The following is a 16457-nucleotide window of genomic DNA, read 5'->3' as shown; positions in this document are numbered from 1 at the left end:
CCGCTCGTCCCGAGGCCCTTCCGGCTGGGCAGAGGTGGCTGGTCCGGGGCGGTTAATCGTCGCCTCCACCTTCCGGACGGGGGGCGCCCGACGCCAGGGCCGACTCGGTGACCAGGCCGGGCGTGGGCTTGAGCCGCACCCGCACCCGGCGGCGCACCAGGGCGCTGGTGATGCGGGCGCGCAGCAGCTCCGCCTCGCCGACGGTGACGGTCACGACGGTGCCTTCCGGCAGCCGGGCGCCGATCAAGACGACCACGCCGTTTTCCACGATGCCCTTGTACGCCCTCATACCCTGTCCACTCTAGACCCTTTGACCCGGCAGGACAGAAAAGGGCGCCCCGTTCCGGCTCACGCCTCTCGGCCCTGCGCGCGGCGCTGGCGGCGCTCGGCGTTGGAGAGCGCCTCGCGCAGGGCCACGATCTCGCTCTCGCGGGCGCCGCCCAAGCGCGCGTAGCGGTCGATGACCTCGGAAGCCTCGCGCCGCCGCCCCAGCCGCAGCAGGATGGTGCCCAGGTGCTCCCCGCCGACAAAGTAGGCCCGGGGATTTTCGGGGTCGGCGGTGACCTGCGCCCGCGCCGCCGCCAGCCGGTCGAGGGTCACGCGGTGGCGCCCGACCTGCCAGCGCACCAGGTAGGTCGCCAGCGCCAGGGTGAGCAGGGCGCCCAGCGCCGCCGCGCTGTAGGCTTCGGGCACGCCCAGCGCGGTCCCCAGCCGCACCACCAGCGGAAAGGTAAAGGCCAGGATCACCAGCACCGCCAGCGTCGCCGCGTAGTTCACGGGGGGAGCATAGCCCGTGGCCTGTGGCCTGTGGGGGAGCGGAAGCCGTCAAGCTCGGCTGCTCCTTTTTCTCCACACGCGACATGCCCGCAGCCGCAAGCCCTATCCTCCGGCCCTGATGCGGCTGCACCTGATCACCGTCGGAGAACCCAAACTCGCCTATGCCCGCGCCGGGTGGGACGAGTACGAGCGGCGGCTGCGGCGCTACCACAAGCTTCAGGTCACGCGGGTGGCCGGGAAAACCCAGGCGCTGGAATCCGAGGCAGTCGCCCGGGCGGTGGGCCGCACACCGCTGATCCTGCTCGACCCGCGCGGCCGCCAGTTCAGCAGTGAGGGTCTCAGCGCGTATCTGGACGCGCAGGCGCTCGGGGGCACCGGGGAACTGGCCTTCGCCATCGGCGGCCCCGAAGGCCACACGGACGCGCTGCGGGCCGCCGCCACGCGCCTGTGGAGCCTGGGAGACCTCACCCTGCCCCACGACCTCGCCATGATCGTGCTGCTGGAAGCCCTGTACCGGGCCGCCACGATCAGCGCGGGGGAGCCGTACCACCGGGGCGGGTAAGTGGTGAGCCGGGCGTGGTCCGTGGACCTGACCTTTTCCACTGACCACTTCCCACTCACCCCCTTCAGAAGCGCAGCAGCAGTCCCGCCCGGTACACGTTCTGCCCGCCGAAGCTGCCCTCGGCGAACCCGGAGAGCGGACCGGGCAGGCCAAAACGGGCGCCCACGGTGGAGCGCAGGGCAGTGTTCCCGGCCCCGCCCAGCGGCAGGCTCAGGCCCAGGCCCGCGTAGGGGCGCAGCAGCAGCAGGTTCACGCTGACCAGGGCGTCGGCGCCCACCCGCGTACCGCCGGAGCCGCTCAGCGCCTGCTCGAAGGTCCCGCGCGCCTCCAGCTGCGCCGGGCCGAAGCCCGCAACCCGCGCGTAAGCGCCCGCCTGCACCCCCACGCCGCCCCCGCCCGCCCCCACCCCGAGCTGCACCCCGAACCGCTCTGCCCCCGCCGTGCCCGCCGCCAACGCCGCGAGCGCCATCCCGACTCCGAGTCGTTTCATGGGCCGAGTGTTCAGGGGCGCGCGGCGAGAAAGATGTGAAGGGATCGCCTGTGGCGCGGGGCGTATCGCCTCCCAAGCAGAAGGGGTGGACAACGCCCCCGGCGCCTCCCACCCCCTTTTGGCCCACGGCCGACTGCCCACCTGCCACTGCCTAGATCGTCTGCACCTCGAAATGCAGCCCCAGCGCCTGGGTCTCGGCGTTGGGATCGCGGCCCGCGACCAGAGCGTATCCGGCGCGCTCCGGGGTCAGCCAGGCGTCGGTGACGCGCTTGAGGTCCTCCAGGGTGACGTTCAGGAGCCGCGCTTTGTAGGCTTCCTGCATCTCGGGGGTGTAGCCCGCCTGGTCGCCGTAAAAGCGCAGCCTCCCCGCCGTGTCGGGGCTGGTGAGGGGATCGAGGGTCTTGCTCGCGCCCAGGATCGCTTCGGTGACCTCGCGCTCGCCCAGCCCCGTGTCGAGGAAAGCGCGGGCGTTCCGGAACACCTCGTAGGTGCGGGTGATGTGCGGATCGCGGTACGAGGAGAGGCTGAAGACGCCCGCACGGGCATCGAAGGCCGCGCCGCCGCCGTAGGCCCCGCCCTTCTCGCGAATCTCGGCCAGCAGGTACTCGCTGCGCAGCAGGCGCGAGAGCACCAGCAGCGCCGGGCTGTCGGGGTGGGTGTACGGCACGGTGCGGAAGGCGACCGCGTTGAAGGCGACCGGCGAGTCGGTGACGCGCGCCTGCGGCACGGCCGGGAGGGTCTGGGGCGCGGGGCGACCGACCGGAGTCTCGCCCGTGAAGCGGCCCGTGATGGGCGTCAGGTCGAGGCCCAGGTCGTCCGGGGTCGCGGTGAGGCACAGCAGCGGCTGGCCTCCCAGCAGCAGGTCGCGGACGCGGTTCAGGCGCTCCAGCAGGGCGTCCAGGCCGCCGTCCCCCTCGACGATCCCCTTGAGGTGTTCCAGCGCGGTCAGGCCCCCGAGGTGTTCCTCGATAAACCCTGCCGGGCTGACCTGCGCGGCGGCCAGGCGCTCGGCGTAGGCGTTGCCCGAACTGACCACGCTGGCCTTGAGGCCTGCCAGGCGCTGCTTGAGCAGCTGCTCCAGCCGCTCGCGGGTGAACTCGGGCGCGGCCAGGATGTCGCGCAGCACCCCCACCAGCGCCTCCCCGTTGCGGGCCAGCGCCTTGCCGCTGAAGGTGACCGAGAGCCGCAGGGCCTCCAGATCGTCCGGCTGACCGCCCACCCCGACGCTGGCGCTCACGCCGCCCGTCACGGCCTCGATGCGGCGGGCCAGCGCGAGGTAGTCCTGCCCGGCGGCCCCGCTGCGGGTGACCGCGTAGGCGTACAGCGGCAGGGTGTCCAGCAGCTCCGCAGGCAGTTCGGGCAGCCGCACCTGCACGTCGAGGTAGGTCAGGCCCCCGGTGGGCTGCGGCACCCGGCCGATCACGGCGCGGCCCACCTGCTCGGTGGTGTACGGCACCCGCAGCACGGTGGGGGGCACGTCGGCCAGGGTCAGGGTGGGCAGCACGCCCGGGTCCGACTCCTGGGCCTGAAGCTCCTGAAGGCGCAGGCTCTCGGCCACGATGCGGGCGCGGTCCTCGTCGGTGAAGCCCGCACTCAGGCGCTCGACCAGTTCACGCTCGCTCTGCTCGGTGCGGGCGACCAGCTCGGGGTCGGGGGCCAGCACCAGCGTGACCCGGTGGGGGTTGTCCAGCAGTTCCCGCTGAATCATCGGCTCGAAGACCTGCCCCGCCGCGAGGCCCTCGCGCAGCCGCGAAAGCTCGGCCTCCAGCCGCAGGCCCGTCACCGGGTCGCCGCCGTAAAGCCACGGCCCCAGCAGCCGGAACATGACTTGCAGGCCGTAGGGGTAACCGCTGTTGGAGACCTCGCGCTGCCCGATCTCGAACTGGTGCAGGCTGCTTTCGATCAGCGCGGGGTCGATGCCCTCCCGGACGATGCTGGCGAGCGTGTCCAGCACCAGCGCCTGCACCTCATCGGCCCGCCCGGCGCTGAGGCCCTTGAGGCCGGCGGCAAAGGCGCCCTCGCGGAAGTCGTCGCGGTAACCGCTGAGGTCGGCCAGCGCGCTGCCCAGCCCCGACTCGATCAAGGGGCGGGTCAGCGGCGCGGCGGGGTTGCCCAGCAGCACGTCGCCCAGCACGCTCCAGCGCAGGTTGTGGTCGGGGTCGGTGGTGGGGCCGAGTTTCCAGGCCACGCTGACCTGTCCGCCGCGCTCCACGTCGGTGCCGGGATAGGTCACGTCCATCCGGCGCGGCGCGGTGAAGCTGGGCTGGTCGGGAATGCTCACGTCGAGCGTCTGGGGGCTGAAGCGCGCCATCACGTGCGATTCGATCTCGTCCAGCACGCGCCTCAAATCGAGCCGCCCGTAGGTGTAGAACAGGGCGTTGCTGGGGTGGTAGTGCGCCGCGTGAAAGGCGCGCAGGTCCTCGTAAGTCAGGTCGGGAATCGCGGAAGGCGAGCCGCCGGAGTTGTTGGCATAGGTCAGGTCCGGGTACAGCGCCTGGCCGAACGCGCGCCACATCACCGACCCCGGCGAGGCCATGGCGCCTTTCATCTCGTTGTACACGACGCCCTGGAGCTTCAGCGGCGTGGTCGGGTCGTCGGGCGTCTCGAACTCGAAGCGGTGGCCGTCTTGCCGGAAGCTCTCGTAGCGCATCAGCGGAAAGAAGGTCGCGTCGAGGTACACGCCCAGCAGGTTGAAGTAGTCCTGCTCGTTGCGGGTGGAAAAGGGGTAGGTCGTCCAGTCGCTCGCGGTCATCGCGTTCATGAAGGTGTTCAGCGACCTCGGGAGCATGGCGAAGAAGGGATCGGCCACCGGGTACTTCTGGCTGCCCATCAGCACGACGTGCTCGAGGATATGGGCCACGCCGGTCGAGTCCTTGGGCACGGTCGGGAAGGTCACCCCGAAGGCGAGGTTGTCGTCGTCGCGCGAGACGTGGGCGTGCCGGGCGCCCAGCTCGTGGCGCAGCAGGACCAGGGTGCCCTGCATCTCGGGCAGGGTCTCCACGCGCTCGACGGTGTAGCGGCCCAGCCGGTCGCCGGGGGCGGGCAGGGCGGGAAGCGGTGCGGTGGTCGTCATGGAAGGAAGTCTAGCGCCGCGAACTGGGCGGCAAATCGGCCCGGCGGAACGGTGAAGGCTTCTGTTCCGGCACGCTGCGTTTTGCTCCGCGCCTCCAAGTTCTTCTCCAGTCCGGCACTGTTCTGGCAAGTCCAGAGATGAAAGAAGCCCGCGCGCCCGGGGGGGTGTGGCAACTGGCGCCTGATCGCTGGCGACGGCCTTCCAGCGACCCGCCCCAGACGCCCGAATCTGAAGGCGGCCCCCAGACCTCCTCATCCCCCGCCGTTACACTGCGCCCATGCGAAAAGTCACCGTCACCTCCGGGTGGGCCTGGCTGGCGTGCGGCGCGCTGCTGACGGCCTGCGGCAGCACGCCCGGCACGACCGGGACCACGGGCAACCGCGACGCCCTGTACTTCACCACGACGACCCTGCCGGTCGCCTATCTCGCGGAAACCTACGAGGCGCCGATCACGGTCGCGGGCGGCGCGGGGCCGTACACGGTGCGGGTGGGGTCGGGCAGCCTGCCGCCGGGCCTGACCCTGCGCAACCTGCGGCTCTCGGGCACGCCGACCAAGACCGGGGCCTATACCTTTACGCTGGAGAGTTCCGACGCCAACCTGAGCAGCAAGGTGCAGAGCTACACCCTGAACGTGAACGAGCTGCCGCCGCTGGCTTTAAAGCCCCAGCTTCCGGCAGGCGAGATTCGCGGCGAAACGCGCATTCCGCTCAACATCACCGCGCCCCGGGCCGTGCGCGCCGCGCGGATGACCTGGGACCTGCCCGAAGGCGTGACTGTCACCCGCGTGCAAGCGGCCGAGGCGGGCGGCGTGCTGTTCTGGAAGCTCGCGGGCCGCACCCTGACGGTGGACGTGGGCTTCAAGGCGGTGCCCCGCAGCGGCGCGCGGGTGGCGCTGGTCAGCCTGAAGCCGCAAAAGGTGGTCAAGCTCGACACCACCCGCTTTGCCTTCGAGGCCCGCGACGGCGCGGGCAAGCTGCTGGCCGAGGTCAAGCTGCCGGAAGCGGCCAGACCTGCGGCGACTCCGGCGACTCCCAACCCGGCCACCGCAAGCCCGGCCACGCCGACGACGCCCACGACGACCACTCCGGCGGCTCCGGCCACCCCCGCAGCTCCCACGCCACCCCCCGGCGGCAACCAAGACCCGCCCGCCGCTCCGCCCTCGCCGGTGATCCCCAACCCGCCCCCACCGGCAACCCCGCCCGGGGGAGGCAGCCCGTGAGGCGTGCGCTGACGCTGCTCACGGCGCTGGCGCTGGGGACGGCCCCCTTCCCCGCCGGGGCGACGACCGCGCCGCCGCTGACCCTGACCCAGCAGGCGAAGAAGGCGGACGTGATCGTGCGCGCCACCCTGGGCACGGCGACCAGCGTGCAGGAGGCGGGCGTGACCTGGACGGTGTACCCGCTGACTGTCACCGAGACCATCGCCGGGGACCCTGCCAGCCTGCCGCAGCGCGAGGGCAAACCCGCGCTGTACCTGCTCGCTGGGGTTGACGGTCTGCCGGAGTTGCGGGCCGGGCAGGAAGCTTTCTGGCTGCTGTACAGCCGCCGCCTGGACAGCCCGGTCGTGGGCTTCTCGCAGGGCTTTTACCCCATCGAGAATGGCCGGGTCACGCGCCCTGGCGCGGCCACCCCGGCGGCCAATTCCCCAACAACAGGCACCCCGGCTGCCGCAACAGCCACCGCTCCGGCGACCCCAGGTACGGCGGGCACGGCCACGGCCGGGGCGAGCGGCGCAGGAACGAGCGGAACGGACACCGCTGGAACCGGCACGGCGGGCACCCCCCCAGCAGCTCTGGGCAGCGGCACAACGGGCACGGGAACCACAGGCGCCGCGACAGGAACCCCGGCGGCACCCACGGGGGGCGCGGCGGGAACGGCCTCTTCCCCTTCCACGACCCCCCCTCCAACGGCCCCAGCGACGGCGCCCGCTGCTGCCGTTGCCACACCCACCCCGACCGACCCCGATCCCATCGAGAGCGATCCCGTCAAATTCCGCGACGCGCTGCGGGCGGCGAGGGCGGCCCAGTGAACGGCCTGAAACGCGGCGCCGCGCTCGCCCTGGCGCTGCTGCTGGGAGGAACTGCCCACGCGGCCAGCGTCAAGCTGCGGCCCCAGGGCGCCGAGATGACGCGGGCGGTGCAGCAGGTGCTGGCCGCGCTGGGCACGCCCGAGAACCCCGTCACGCTGGACACCAGCGGCGGCCCGCTGCTCTTTCTGGGCGGCAGCGGCGCGAACGCGGTCCCCTTCAACCCCGACGTGGCGGCCCGAACCCTGAACGTGGGGGGCGAGCGCCGCATCGAGTTCAATCCGCAGGGACCCCTCGCGCTGGAGGCCGCCCTGCGCGCCGAGCTGACCCGCGAACTGGGCCTGAAAGACTGGACCCCCGCCGCCGCCCGCGCCCGCCTCAGCGGCGCCGACCTCAACGGCGACGGCGTGATCGACCTGACCGACCTCGCCCTGCTGATGAACAGCTACGGCAAGCCGGACGCCACGGTGGGCGACCTCAACCAGGACCGCCGGGTGGACGACGCGGACCTGCGGCTCTTCGGGGCGCAGTACAGACCCTAGGGCGCCGGACGCAGGCCTGAGACCCGCCGGGAAGACGCCCCCTGTCCCCAGGCGCTGCGGGTCCCCCTCTGGACCCCTCACCCCTGGTCGAGGGGGGTCTTTTTTCCTGTCTCTTGCGGCGCTGTGAGGGAACCGGGTGGCCAGGTGGTGCGGACGGTCCAGCCACCGGCCCGGTCCTGTGCTTCCCCGCCCGGGGCCAGGGTCAAGACGCGATAGCGACGCGCATCCGCACGAAGCGGGGCGCCGTCAGTTCCCCGAGGATGAAATGCGCGGCGTCCTCCGTGGAGACGGTCCGCGCGTCGCTGAGGGCGTGTTCCGCCTGCACCCGGTAGCGGCCCGTCAGGGCGCCGCCGACCAACGCGGGCGGGCACAGCAGGGTCCATTCCAGGTCCGAGGCGACCAGCAGCTCGTAAGCTCGCAGGTGCGCGGCGGAGACTTCGCGGAAGCCGGCCGGGAAGGTGGGCAGGTCGCGCACGAGGGTCCGGTCGTCCAGCGGCAGGATGCCCGCCGCCGCGACGGCGATCAGCCGCCGCACCGCGCTTCCCTGCATGGCGGCGACGAGGTGCCGCGCCCCCTGCGTCACCACGTCCGGCGACCCGCCGAGCGTACTCAGCACCGCGTCGTGGCCGGGCAGCGCGGCGGCGACCCCCGCCGGGTCGAGCGCGTCGCCCCGCACGGCCCGCAGGCGGGGGTGGGCCAGGTCCAGCCTCTCGGGCCGCCGCACGAACGCGCTGACCCCGTGCCCGGCGGCGAGGGCCTGGCGCAACAGCGGGCGACCCAGCTGGCCAGTCGCGCCCAGCAGCAGCACGTTCACCGCGACCGCCTCGCCACCGGACGCAGCAGCGCCATGGTGGCCGCCGCCGCGACCAGATGCATCGCGCCGAGGGAGACGGCGGTGGCGGCGGGCAGGTCCCCGGCGAGCAGCGGCATCAGCGACAGGGCCAGCACGGCCAGGGCGCTGACCTCGAAGCTGCGGCGCGGGTGCCGGGCGAAGGCGTTCAGGGCGGCCAGCACCAGCGTGGCCCCGAGCGCCCCCGCCACACAGGCGGTCACCACCAGGGCAGCGCCGATCTCCAGCACGGTCTCGCCGGGGCCGGAGACCCCCAGGGGCACGCCCACTCCCGTGGCCCCCAGCAAGACGGCGAGCGTGAGCGCACTGGCCGCCAGAGCGGCGAGCACGCCGTTGCGGACGAGAGCGGGAAGGGCGCGGCTGGCAGGGACGGGCGTCATATGGGACCTCCTGACAGATGAGGGAGAGCAACTTACTTTTCGTAACCACCATAGACGGAGGCAGTTACTTTTGTCAACCTGCTTATTTTCCGTAACTGGGAGACTAGACTGGGGGCATGTCCAGAGCCTCCGGCGACCCTTTCAGCGCGGCCTTTCATCACGCCACCGATCTGGTGGGCAAGCGGTGGACGGGGGCCATCCTCTTTTCGCTGTTTCATGGGCGCACCCGCTTTTCGGAACTCGCGGCGGCGGTGCCCGGCCTCAGCGGGCGCCTGCTCAGCGAGCGGCTCAAGGAGTTCGAGGCCGAGGGCCTGCTGACGCGCACCGTCACGCCCGAGACGCCCGTGCGCATCACGTACCACCTCACCGCCAAGGGCCGCGCGCTCGGGGGGGTGCTGCGGCACCTCGACGTCTGGGCGCAGACGTGGCTCACCCCCGGCGAGGCGCCGAACCCCGTCCCGGAGGCGTGACCGTATCCGCTGGAGCCTGGCCTGCCTCCCCGCCGGAGGGCCGCCCCCTGACGCGGCTGTGCCGACCCCCGGTGTACCCTGCCCCCATGACCCAGAACGCACGGCCTTCCCCCGACGAGCGCGACACCATCGACCTTCAGGACTTTCTGAAGTTGCGCGGCCTGGTCGAAACCGGCGGCGAGGCCAAGTTCCGGGTGCAGGGCGGCGAGGTGCGGCTCAACGGGGAGATCGAGACGCGGCGGCGCAAGAAGCTGCGGCGCGGGGACATCGTGGAGTACGCGGGCGAGCGGCTGCGGGTGGACTGGTGAGCGGGGACGCGGCCTGGACCGAAGCCCTGCTCGACTTCCGGCGCCGCAAGGATGAGCATTTCGCGGCGGGAAAGGGGCCGGTCCCGGCAGGCGCGCTGGGCGACTTTCACGGCCTGAGCTACTTCGCGCCCGACCCCGGCTGGGCCTTCGTGCTGCCCGTGGCGCCGGGAGACGGCGGCGAGGTCCCCCTGGCGACCAACACGGGCGAGGCCCGCCCGATGGCCCGCTTCGGCACGGTGACGCTGGAGCTGCCGGGCGGCCCACACGCGCTGACCCTCTACGCCCCTCCCGGCGACGAGACCCCGGCGCGGGTCTTCGTGCCCTTCCGCGACGGCACCAGCGGGCAGGAGACCTACGGGGCCGGGCGTTACCTCGACGCGCCGCTGGCCCGGACGCCGCAGGGGCTGCGCGTGAGTCTGGATTTCAACCTGGCCTACCACCCCTACTGCGCCTACGCGGACGGCTGGATCTGTCCCCTCCCCCCGCGCGAGAACTGGCTCCCGGAGCCGGTGCGGGCGGGCGAGCGCTTGCCGGCAGAAGAAGGCGCCGGGCCGTAGGCGAGGCGAGCGGGAACCCGGGCGAGCCGCCCGCGCTCAGGGGCCTAAGCTCACGGCTTCCCCGCCCACCAGCCCCGGATGGGGCCACAGCCGCAGGTTCGCCGGACCCGCCGCGTCGCGCAGGGCCACCGGGCCGTAGGCGCGCGAGTCGAGGCTCTCCCCGATCAGGCGGTTGTCGCCCAGCACCCAGACCTTGCCGGCCGGCACCCGCAGCGGCGGCTGGTCACTCAGCACGCCGTCATTCGCGTAGCTCTCGGCCAGCGCCCGCCCGTTCACGACCACCCGCCCCTGCTCGATGGCGACCGTCTCGCCCGGCAGGGCCAGCACGCGCTTGACGTTGTAGGGGCGGTGGCGCACGCCCAGAAACGTCTCGTAGCTGTAGGGGCTGTCCGCCGGGGCCTTGAAGATCAGCAGGTCGCCGCGCTGCGGGTACGCCGTGGGCAGGCCCCAGGCGCGCAGCCAGCGGGGATACTTGAGCAGCAGCAGCAGGTCGCCGCTCTCCAGGGTCGGCTGCATCGAGTCGCCGTCCACCCGCGCGAAGGTGGCGACGAAGGTGGTTAGCACCCACACCGGCAGCAGCGCGCCCAGCACCCACACGCGCCAGAAGAAAGGGAACCCGCCGGGAGAAGCGGGAGGGGCGGCGGGCGTCACGCGGCGCATGGTAGCAGGCGGGCCAGGCCTCCCTTCATGACCGCTTCAGACTCGGGGGGAAAGAGCGGCAGGCGGCCTTACCCTGACGCGCATGACCTCCCAGGAGCTGATCGTCGAGAAATACCACGAGGGCCAGGGCACGCCCGCCCAGGCCGGAAAGATGGTGCGCGTCCACTACACCGGCACCCTGGAGGGCGGCCAGAAGTTCGACTCCAGCCGCGACCGGGGCGAACCTATCGAGTTTCCGCTGGGCGTGGGCTACGTGATTCCCGGCTGGGACCAGGGCCTCGCGGGCCTGCGGGTGGGCGACAAGGCGCGGCTCACCATTCCCGGCCACCTCGCCTACGGCGCCGCGGGCGTGCCCGGCGTGATTCCGCCCAACGCCACGTTGATCTTCGACGTGGAACTGATGGACGTGCGCTGAGCGAGCGGCCAGCAGCCAGCAGGACAGCAAACCGAAACGCCCCGCACCTGAGCCGTGCGGGGCGCTTTCCCGTCGGTGTGGGGTTACTCGCCCGCGCCGCTCACCAGGTCGTCCTCGCCCTTGTGGTTGCCCTGCTCGTCGAGGCCGCCGCTTTCCTCGACACCGATGTCGGGGTTGCCGGGACTGTCTTGCACCACGCTGGCCTGCTGCGGCGTCGGATAGGGCGATTCAGTGGCGCTCTGGGAGTCGGTGCTGCGCTGGGCCTGCGGGAGGTCGGGCTGTTCGTCGCTGCGGCGTCCGGTCATGGGGGCACCCTAGGCCGGGCCGGGGCCGGGCGCGTGTGCCCGGTGTGAACTGGCATTCACCCGGCCCCCGATATGGAAGGCTGGGAGACATGCCCGAATGGACGCTGAACGTCTCCCCCGCCCAAGTGCGCGTTCTGGTCAGCGGTTACCAGTCGTGGAGCGAGGCCGAATTGCGGCCCCTCACCGAGCGACAGGCTGTGCCGCTGATGCCCTGGCGCCATCAGCAGGGGCACGACCCGGCCTTCTTGCCCAGCGGCGAGGCGGGGGTGTGGCGAAGTCACACGCTGCTGGCGCTCATTCGCCCGGACGGCGGCGGCTGGGTCGGCTGCGCGCTGGACGCCACACGCACCTTCACCCACTGGGAGGCCTGCGCCCGCGGCGAGCAGGTGCGCGTGACCTGCACCCTGGAAGGCCCGCCCGTCGAGGTCGCCTGGGAGGAGACGGCCGACGTGATCGCCACCGTGGAGCGGCTGAGCGCCCGGCTGGGAGCGAACATGCACGCGCGGACGCCCGCCCCGCTGCGGGTGTGGTGCAGTTGGTACTCCTACTACCGCGACGTGACGCTGGACGCGGTGCTGGACAATGCCCGGCTGGCCCGCGAGCTGACCCTCCCCTTCGACGTGTTCCAGCTCGACGACGGCTTTCAGGCCGACCTGGGCGACTGGCTGGAGCCGGGCGCGCACTTCGGCGGCCACGCCCGCGACCTGCCCGCGCCCCTCTCGGACCTGGGCTTCACGCCGGGGCTGTGGCTGGCGCCCTTTCTGGCGGGGCCGACCTCGCGCCTCTTCCGCGACCACCCGGACTGGATGCTGCGCGGCGAAGGCGGCTCGCCCCTTCCGGTCGGGCACAACTGGGGCGGGCCGTACTTCGCGCTGGACACCACCCGCCCGGAGGTGCTGGACTGGCTGCGCGAGCTGACGGCCACCGTGCGCGGCTGGGGCTACCCCTACCTCAAGCTCGACTTTCTGTACGGGGCGGCGCTCCCCGGCGTGCGGCACAATCCCGGCGTGGGCCGGGCGCAGGCATACCGCCAGGGCCTCCAGGCGCTGCGCGACGGCGCGGGCGAGGACACCTTCCTGCTGGGCTGCGGCGCCCCGCTGGCCTCCAGCATCGGGCTGGTGGACGCGATGCGGACCGGACCGGACGTGGCGCCCCTCTGGGACGACGAGTCGCGGCGGCTGTGGCTGGGCGACGCCACCGGGCCGAGCGCGCGCAACGCGGTCCACACCGCCCTCTCGCGCTGGTACCAGCACGCCTGGTATCAGCCTGACCCCGACGTGATGATCGCCCGGCGCGAACGCAGCCTGCTGGGCGACGAGGAACGCGGCACCTTGCTGGGCCTGCTGGACGTGGTGGGCGGCCTGCGGGCGAGCAGCGACCCCATCGCCCTGCTGGACGCCCCGGGCCTGGACCTGCTGCGCCGCAGCCTGGAGATCAGCGCGCCCGACCGCCCGGTGACCCTGGCCGAGAGCCTGGGCGGCGCGGTGACGCACTTCACGCGCGGCACCTTCAACCTGCTGAACGAACCCGCCGGGGGCGGCCAGCCGCCGCGCAGCTACCGCGTGCGGACCGGGGAGTGACCGGGCGCCGGGGCGGCTACAATCGGCCTCACCCATGAACCGACTGCTGATCCTTCTGACGGCCGCACTGTCGGCCCCGGCGCTGGCGCAAGCTCCGCAGCTTCTTCAGGGCCGCCCGGCGCCGCTGCTGGCCCAGGCGGCTCCCACCACCCCGGCCCCGGCGCCCGCCGCGCAGACCCCCATCCCCGAAAACGTCCTGCGCGTGCGCTACCTGCGGCCCGACGGCCAGTACGCGGGCTGGGGCCTGCACACCTGGGAGGACACCACCGCCCAGGTCGACTGGGCCAAGCCCCTCCCCCCCACCGGACAGGACGCGGGCGGCGTCTACTGGGACGTGCCGCTGAAGGCCGGGGCGAAGAAAGTCGGGTTGATCGTCCACAAGGGTGACGACAAGGACCCCGGCCCCGACCTCTTCGCCGACCCCACCCAGGGCCGCGAGGTGCTGATCCAGAGCGGCAAGGCGGAGCTGGCGTATGTCTCGCAAGAAGCGCCCGTCCCCGCCGGAAGCGCCCGCATCAACTACTACCGCCCCGACGGCAACTACGCGGGCTGGGGCCTGCACGTCTGGGAGGGCGCCAAGACCCCGACCGAGTGGGCGCAGCCGCTGGCGCAGACGGGCAAGAACGCCTTCGGCGTGTACTGGGACGTGCCCGTGAAAGACGGCTGGCAGAAACTGAACTTCATCGTGCACAAGGGCGACGAGAAGGACCCCGGCCCCGACCAGAGCCTCGCGCAGACGGCCGGGAACCAGGCCTGGGTCGTGAGCGGCAAGGCCGAGGTCTACACCACCCGCCCCGACACCAGTGTCCGCACGGTGGGCGACCTGACCAAGCAGCAGGCGATCATGGTGGGCGCGGACCTCGTGGCGGTGCGGCCCGAGATGGTGCAGCCCGGCGCGGCGCTGACCCTGCATACCTCGCCCACCGCCGCCCTGAAGCTCACCCCGGCGGGCGTGGAGGGCGGCGACACGCTGACGTTGCTGCCAGTCGAGGGTGGCTTGACCGCCGCGCAACGTGCCCAAACGCCCCACTTGGCGAATTACGCCCTGCTGCGGGTCCGCGAGGAGGACCGTGCCCGAATCGGCGCCGCCCTGCGCGGCCAGCTCGCCGTGAGCAGCGCCCTGCCCGACGGGACCCTGCTGGGGGCAACCGGCGTGCAGCCTGCCCGGGCGTTGGACGCCCTTTACGCCTACGACGGTCCCCTCGGCGTGACCTGGGCGAATGGCCGCCCCACCCTGCGCCTGTGGGTACCCACCGCGCAGGACGTGAAGCTGAGGCTCTCCAACGCGGACGGCAGCGGTGAGCGCACCGTCGCCCTGACCCGCGACGCGAAGGGCGTCTGGAGCGTGACGGGCGAGCCGAGCTGGAAGGGCCTGGGCTACCGCTACGAGGTCCGCGTCTTCGCGCCGAGCACGGGGAAAGTGGAAACCAACCTCGTCACCGACCCTTACGCAGTGGCGCTGAGCCTGAACTCCACGCGCGGCATCATCGCGGACCTGAACGACGCGGCCATGAAGCCGAAGGGCTGGGACAATCTCAAGAAGCCCGAACTGGCGAGCGTCTCCGACCTTAGCCTCTACGAGCTGCACGTGCGGGATTTCAGCGTATTGGACCAGACGGTGCCCGCCGCACAGCGCGGGACGTACCTCGCCTTCACCCAGGGCGGCAGCGCGGGCATGAAGCACCTGAAGTCGCTCGCGGACGCGGGACTGAAGGCCGTCCACCTCCTGCCCACCTTTGACATCGCCACCATCAACGAGAACAAGGCGGAGTGGAAGGCGCCCAACCCCGCCGACCTCGCCAAACTGCCCGCCAACAGCGACGAGCAGCAGAAGCGCGTGAACGCCACCCGCGACGCCGACGGCTTCAACTGGGGCTACGACCCCCACCACTACACCGTGCCGGAAGGCAGCTACGCGGTGAACCCGGCGCAGCGGACGCTGGAATACCGGCAGATGGTCGCGGCGCTGAACGGGGCCGGGCTGCGCGTCGTGCAGGACGTGGTCTACAACCACACGAACGCGGCGGGGCAGGCCGAGCGCAGCGTGCTGGACAAGATCGTGCCGGGCTACTACCACCGCCTCAATCTCGACGGCGCGGTGGAAACCAGCACCTGCTGCGCGAACACCGCCTCCGAGCACCGGATGATGGAAAAGCTGACCATCGACTCGCTGCTGACCTGGGCGCGGCAATACAAGGTGGACGGCTTCCGCTTCGACCTGATGGGGCACCACATGCTCGTCAACATGCAGAACGTCCGCCGGGCGCTCGACAGCCTGACCGTGCAAAAGGACGGCGTGGACGGCAAGAAGATCTACGTCTACGGCGAGGGCTGGGACTTCGGGGAGGTCGAGAAGAACAAGCGGGGCGTGAACGCCACCCAGCTCAACCTCTACGGCCAGGGCATCGGCACCTTCAACGACCGCATCCGGGACGCGGTGCGGGGCGGGAACCCCTTCGGGGGGCTTCAGGACCAGGGCTTCGCCACCGGCCTCTTCACCCTGCCCAACGGTCAGGCGCAGAACACCGACCGGGCGCGGGCACTCGCACTGGCCGACCTTGTGCGAATTGGCCTGACCGGGAACCTGCGCGACTACCGCCTGACGAACGCGGCGGGCGTGGCGGTCGCGGGCAAGGACCTCTCCTACAACGGGGCGCCCGCCGGGTACGCGGCCAGCCCCCGCGAGACGATCAACTACGCCTCGGCGCACGACAACCAGACCCTCTGGGACGCCGTGCTGCTCAAGGCGCCGCGCACGGCAACGACCGCGCAGCGCGTCCGCATGAACAACCTCGCCATGAGTGTGATCGGGTTGGGGCAGGGCATCCCCTTCTTCCACGCGGGCGAGGAACGGCTGCGGAGCAAGAGCTTTGACGGCGACTCGTACAACAGCGGCGACTGGTTCAACGCCATCGACTGGACGGGCCGCGACAACGGCTTTGGCCGGGGCCTGCCGCCTGCCGAGAAGAACGAGGGCAACTGGCCGCTCTACCGCACGCTGCTGGGAGACGCCAGCCTGAAGACCACCCCCGCCGACGCCACCCGTGCCACCGACCACTTCCGCGAAACGCTCCAGATTCGCGCCAGTTCCAAACTCTTCCGGCTGGAGACGGCCGCGCAGGTGTCCCAGACGCTGACCTTCCTGAACACGGGGCCGAAGCAGACGCCCGGCGTGATCGTGATGAAGCTCAGCGGGCAGCCTGGCCAGGGCCAGCCGTACAAGGACATCGTGGTGGTGTTCAACGGGAGCGGCCAGACCGTGAACTTCACGGACGCCAGCCTGCGGAATCTGAAACTCGACCTGCACCCGGTCCTGGCGAAGTCTAGCGACCCGGTCGTGCGCGGCGCGAAGGCGCAGGGGGGCACACTGAACGTTCCCGCGCTGACGACGGCGGTGTTTGTCGGGAAGTAACTCCAGCCCCGTGGCGGCCTGTCTCCGGTGGGGGGCGGGCCGCTTCTCTTT

18 protein-coding genes are annotated in these 16457 nt (G+C 71.9%); 10 read left to right on the top strand and 8 right to left on the bottom strand.

Going from position 1 to position 16457, the window contains the following annotated elements; genetic code table 11:
- Window positions 1–52: 52 nt before the first annotated feature.
- Window positions 53–289 carry a hypothetical protein gene (locus tag HNQ09_RS14275; RefSeq protein WP_184030652.1) on the bottom strand — a complete coding sequence of 79 codons (237 nt, stop codon included), beginning with the start codon at window positions 287–289 and terminating at the stop codon, window positions 53–55.
- 59 nt (window positions 290–348) lie between these two features.
- Window positions 349–777 carry a hypothetical protein gene (locus HNQ09_RS14270; RefSeq protein ID WP_184030650.1) on the bottom strand — a complete coding sequence of 143 codons (429 nt, stop codon included), beginning with the start codon at window positions 775–777 and terminating at the stop codon, window positions 349–351.
- A gap of 118 nt (window positions 778–895) precedes the next feature.
- Between HNQ09_RS14270 and HNQ09_RS14265 the strand changes: the two genes are divergently transcribed.
- Window positions 896–1339, top strand: coding sequence for a 23S rRNA (pseudouridine(1915)-N(3))-methyltransferase RlmH (locus HNQ09_RS14265; protein WP_184030648.1), 444 nt, complete (start codon window positions 896–898; stop codon window positions 1337–1339).
- Window positions 1340–1403: 64 nt separating this feature from the next.
- On the opposite strand, the gene HNQ09_RS14260 is transcribed toward HNQ09_RS14265, so the two are convergent.
- Complete coding sequence (locus HNQ09_RS14260) at window positions 1404–1829, bottom strand: hypothetical protein (RefSeq protein WP_246363375.1); 426 nt, start codon at window positions 1827–1829, stop codon at window positions 1404–1406.
- A gap of 151 nt (window positions 1830–1980) precedes the next feature.
- The gene (locus HNQ09_RS14255) at window positions 1981–4902 is read right to left on the bottom strand and encodes an insulinase family protein (protein WP_184030646.1); all 2922 of its coding nucleotides are present in this window, start codon (window positions 4900–4902) and stop codon (window positions 1981–1983) included.
- Between the two features lie 277 nt (window positions 4903–5179).
- Here HNQ09_RS14255 and HNQ09_RS14250 point away from each other — a divergent pair, with 277 nt between their 5' ends.
- The 3 genes from HNQ09_RS14250 to HNQ09_RS14240 are packed head-to-tail and all read left to right on the top strand — an operon-like array spanning window position 5180 to window position 7469.
- A complete protein-coding gene (locus tag HNQ09_RS14250) occupies window positions 5180–6121 on the top strand; it encodes an Ig domain-containing protein (protein ID WP_221269850.1) in 942 nt (313 codons plus the stop codon).
- Window positions 6118–6930 carry a hypothetical protein gene (locus tag HNQ09_RS14245; protein WP_184030644.1) on the top strand — a complete coding sequence of 271 codons (813 nt, stop codon included), beginning with the start codon at window positions 6118–6120 and terminating at the stop codon, window positions 6928–6930. Before HNQ09_RS14250 ends, HNQ09_RS14245 begins: the two co-directional genes overlap by 4 nt.
- Window positions 6927–7469, top strand: a complete 543-nt coding sequence (locus tag HNQ09_RS14240; RefSeq protein WP_343057828.1) for a hypothetical protein — start codon at window positions 6927–6929, stop codon at window positions 7467–7469. Before HNQ09_RS14245 ends, HNQ09_RS14240 begins: the two co-directional genes overlap by 4 nt.
- A gap of 202 nt (window positions 7470–7671) precedes the next feature.
- Here the strand turns inward: HNQ09_RS14240 and HNQ09_RS14235 are convergent, their stop codons facing one another.
- Window positions 7672–8283: an NAD(P)H-binding protein gene (locus HNQ09_RS14235; RefSeq protein ID WP_184030642.1), complete on the bottom strand. Its 612-nt coding sequence runs from the start codon at window positions 8281–8283 to the stop codon at window positions 7672–7674.
- Entirely contained in the window at window positions 8280–8699 is a 420-nt protein-coding gene (locus HNQ09_RS14230) for a DUF6069 family protein (RefSeq protein ID WP_184030640.1), read from the bottom strand. The genes HNQ09_RS14235 and HNQ09_RS14230 overlap by 4 nt, the downstream gene beginning before the upstream one ends.
- Before the next feature lie 116 nt (window positions 8700–8815).
- On the opposite strand from HNQ09_RS14230, the gene HNQ09_RS14225 reads away from it, so the two are divergent.
- The 3 genes from HNQ09_RS14225 to HNQ09_RS14215 all read left to right on the top strand — a co-directional run bounded on the left by HNQ09_RS14225 (window position 8816) and on the right by HNQ09_RS14215 (window position 10034).
- The gene (locus HNQ09_RS14225; RefSeq protein WP_184030638.1) at window positions 8816–9169 is read left to right on the top strand and encodes a winged helix-turn-helix transcriptional regulator; all 354 of its coding nucleotides are present in this window, start codon (window positions 8816–8818) and stop codon (window positions 9167–9169) included.
- Window positions 9170–9255: 86 nt separating this feature from the next.
- Entirely contained in the window at window positions 9256–9477 is a 222-nt protein-coding gene (locus tag HNQ09_RS14220; RefSeq protein ID WP_184030636.1) for an RNA-binding S4 domain-containing protein, read from the top strand.
- A complete protein-coding gene (locus HNQ09_RS14215; RefSeq protein ID WP_221269860.1) occupies window positions 9471–10034 on the top strand; it encodes a DUF1684 domain-containing protein in 564 nt (187 codons plus the stop codon). The genes HNQ09_RS14220 and HNQ09_RS14215 overlap by 7 nt, the downstream gene beginning before the upstream one ends.
- A gap of 36 nt (window positions 10035–10070) precedes the next feature.
- Here the strand turns inward: HNQ09_RS14215 and lepB are convergent, their stop codons facing one another.
- On the bottom strand, window positions 10071–10694 hold the full coding sequence (lepB, locus tag HNQ09_RS14210) for a signal peptidase I (RefSeq protein ID WP_184030632.1): 624 nt from the start codon (window positions 10692–10694) through the stop codon (window positions 10071–10073).
- 82 nt (window positions 10695–10776) lie between these two features.
- Between lepB and HNQ09_RS14205 the strand changes: the two genes are divergently transcribed.
- The gene (locus HNQ09_RS14205; protein ID WP_184030630.1) at window positions 10777–11109 is read left to right on the top strand and encodes an FKBP-type peptidyl-prolyl cis-trans isomerase; all 333 of its coding nucleotides are present in this window, start codon (window positions 10777–10779) and stop codon (window positions 11107–11109) included.
- Window positions 11110–11192: 83 nt separating this feature from the next.
- On the opposite strand, the gene HNQ09_RS14200 is transcribed toward HNQ09_RS14205, so the two are convergent.
- A complete protein-coding gene (locus HNQ09_RS14200) occupies window positions 11193–11414 on the bottom strand; it encodes a hypothetical protein (protein WP_184030628.1) in 222 nt (73 codons plus the stop codon).
- Window positions 11415–11503: 89 nt separating this feature from the next.
- Between HNQ09_RS14200 and HNQ09_RS19195 the strand changes: the two genes are divergently transcribed.
- Together HNQ09_RS19195 and pulA are read left to right on the top strand one after the other, a co-directional pair.
- Window positions 11504–12994 (top strand): glycoside hydrolase family 36 protein, encoded by a 1491-nt coding sequence (locus tag HNQ09_RS19195; protein WP_184030625.1) that lies wholly within the window; start codon window positions 11504–11506, stop codon window positions 12992–12994.
- 34 nt (window positions 12995–13028) lie between these two features.
- A complete protein-coding gene (gene pulA, locus HNQ09_RS14190) occupies window positions 13029–16406 on the top strand; it encodes a pullulanase-type alpha-1,6-glucosidase (RefSeq protein WP_184030622.1) in 3378 nt (1125 codons plus the stop codon).
- Window positions 16407–16457 lie beyond the last annotated feature (51 nt).

Source organism: Deinococcus budaensis, from assembly GCF_014201885.1.
GTDB classification, from domain to species: Bacteria; Deinococcota; Deinococci; order Deinococcales; family Deinococcaceae; genus Deinococcus; species Deinococcus budaensis.
The sequence above is the reverse complement of the archived record's forward strand: the minus strand, read 5'-3'. Positions and strand labels throughout refer to the sequence as shown.

Excerpts from the sequence above, each read along its gene's own strand:
- HNQ09_RS14260 (WP_246363375.1), bottom strand. The coding sequence starts at position 1,829 with ATGAAACGACTCGGAGTCGGGATGGCGCTCGCGGCGTTGGCGGCGGGC.
- HNQ09_RS14220 (WP_184030636.1), top strand. The coding sequence starts at position 9,256 with ATGACCCAGAACGCACGGCCTTCCCCCGACGAGCGCGACACCATCGAC.
- lepB (WP_184030632.1), bottom strand. The coding sequence starts at position 10,694 with ATGCGCCGCGTGACGCCCGCCGCCCCTCCCGCTTCTCCCGGCGGGTTC.
- HNQ09_RS14275 (WP_184030652.1), bottom strand. The coding sequence starts at position 289 with ATGAGGGCGTACAAGGGCATCGTGGAAAACGGCGTGGTCGTCTTGATC.
- HNQ09_RS14250 (WP_221269850.1), top strand. The coding sequence starts at position 5,180 with ATGCGAAAAGTCACCGTCACCTCCGGGTGGGCCTGGCTGGCGTGCGGC.
- HNQ09_RS14255 (WP_184030646.1), bottom strand. The coding sequence starts at position 4,902 with ATGACGACCACCGCACCGCTTCCCGCCCTGCCCGCCCCCGGCGACCGG.
- pulA (WP_184030622.1), top strand. The coding sequence starts at position 13,029 with ATGAACCGACTGCTGATCCTTCTGACGGCCGCACTGTCGGCCCCGGCG.
- HNQ09_RS19195 (WP_184030625.1), top strand. The coding sequence starts at position 11,504 with ATGCCCGAATGGACGCTGAACGTCTCCCCCGCCCAAGTGCGCGTTCTG.
- HNQ09_RS14230 (WP_184030640.1), bottom strand. The coding sequence starts at position 8,699 with ATGACGCCCGTCCCTGCCAGCCGCGCCCTTCCCGCTCTCGTCCGCAAC.
- HNQ09_RS14265 (WP_184030648.1), top strand. The coding sequence starts at position 896 with ATGCGGCTGCACCTGATCACCGTCGGAGAACCCAAACTCGCCTATGCC.
- HNQ09_RS14225 (WP_184030638.1), top strand. The coding sequence starts at position 8,816 with ATGTCCAGAGCCTCCGGCGACCCTTTCAGCGCGGCCTTTCATCACGCC.
- HNQ09_RS14200 (WP_184030628.1), bottom strand. The coding sequence starts at position 11,414 with ATGACCGGACGCCGCAGCGACGAACAGCCCGACCTCCCGCAGGCCCAG.
- HNQ09_RS14205 (WP_184030630.1), top strand. The coding sequence starts at position 10,777 with ATGACCTCCCAGGAGCTGATCGTCGAGAAATACCACGAGGGCCAGGGC.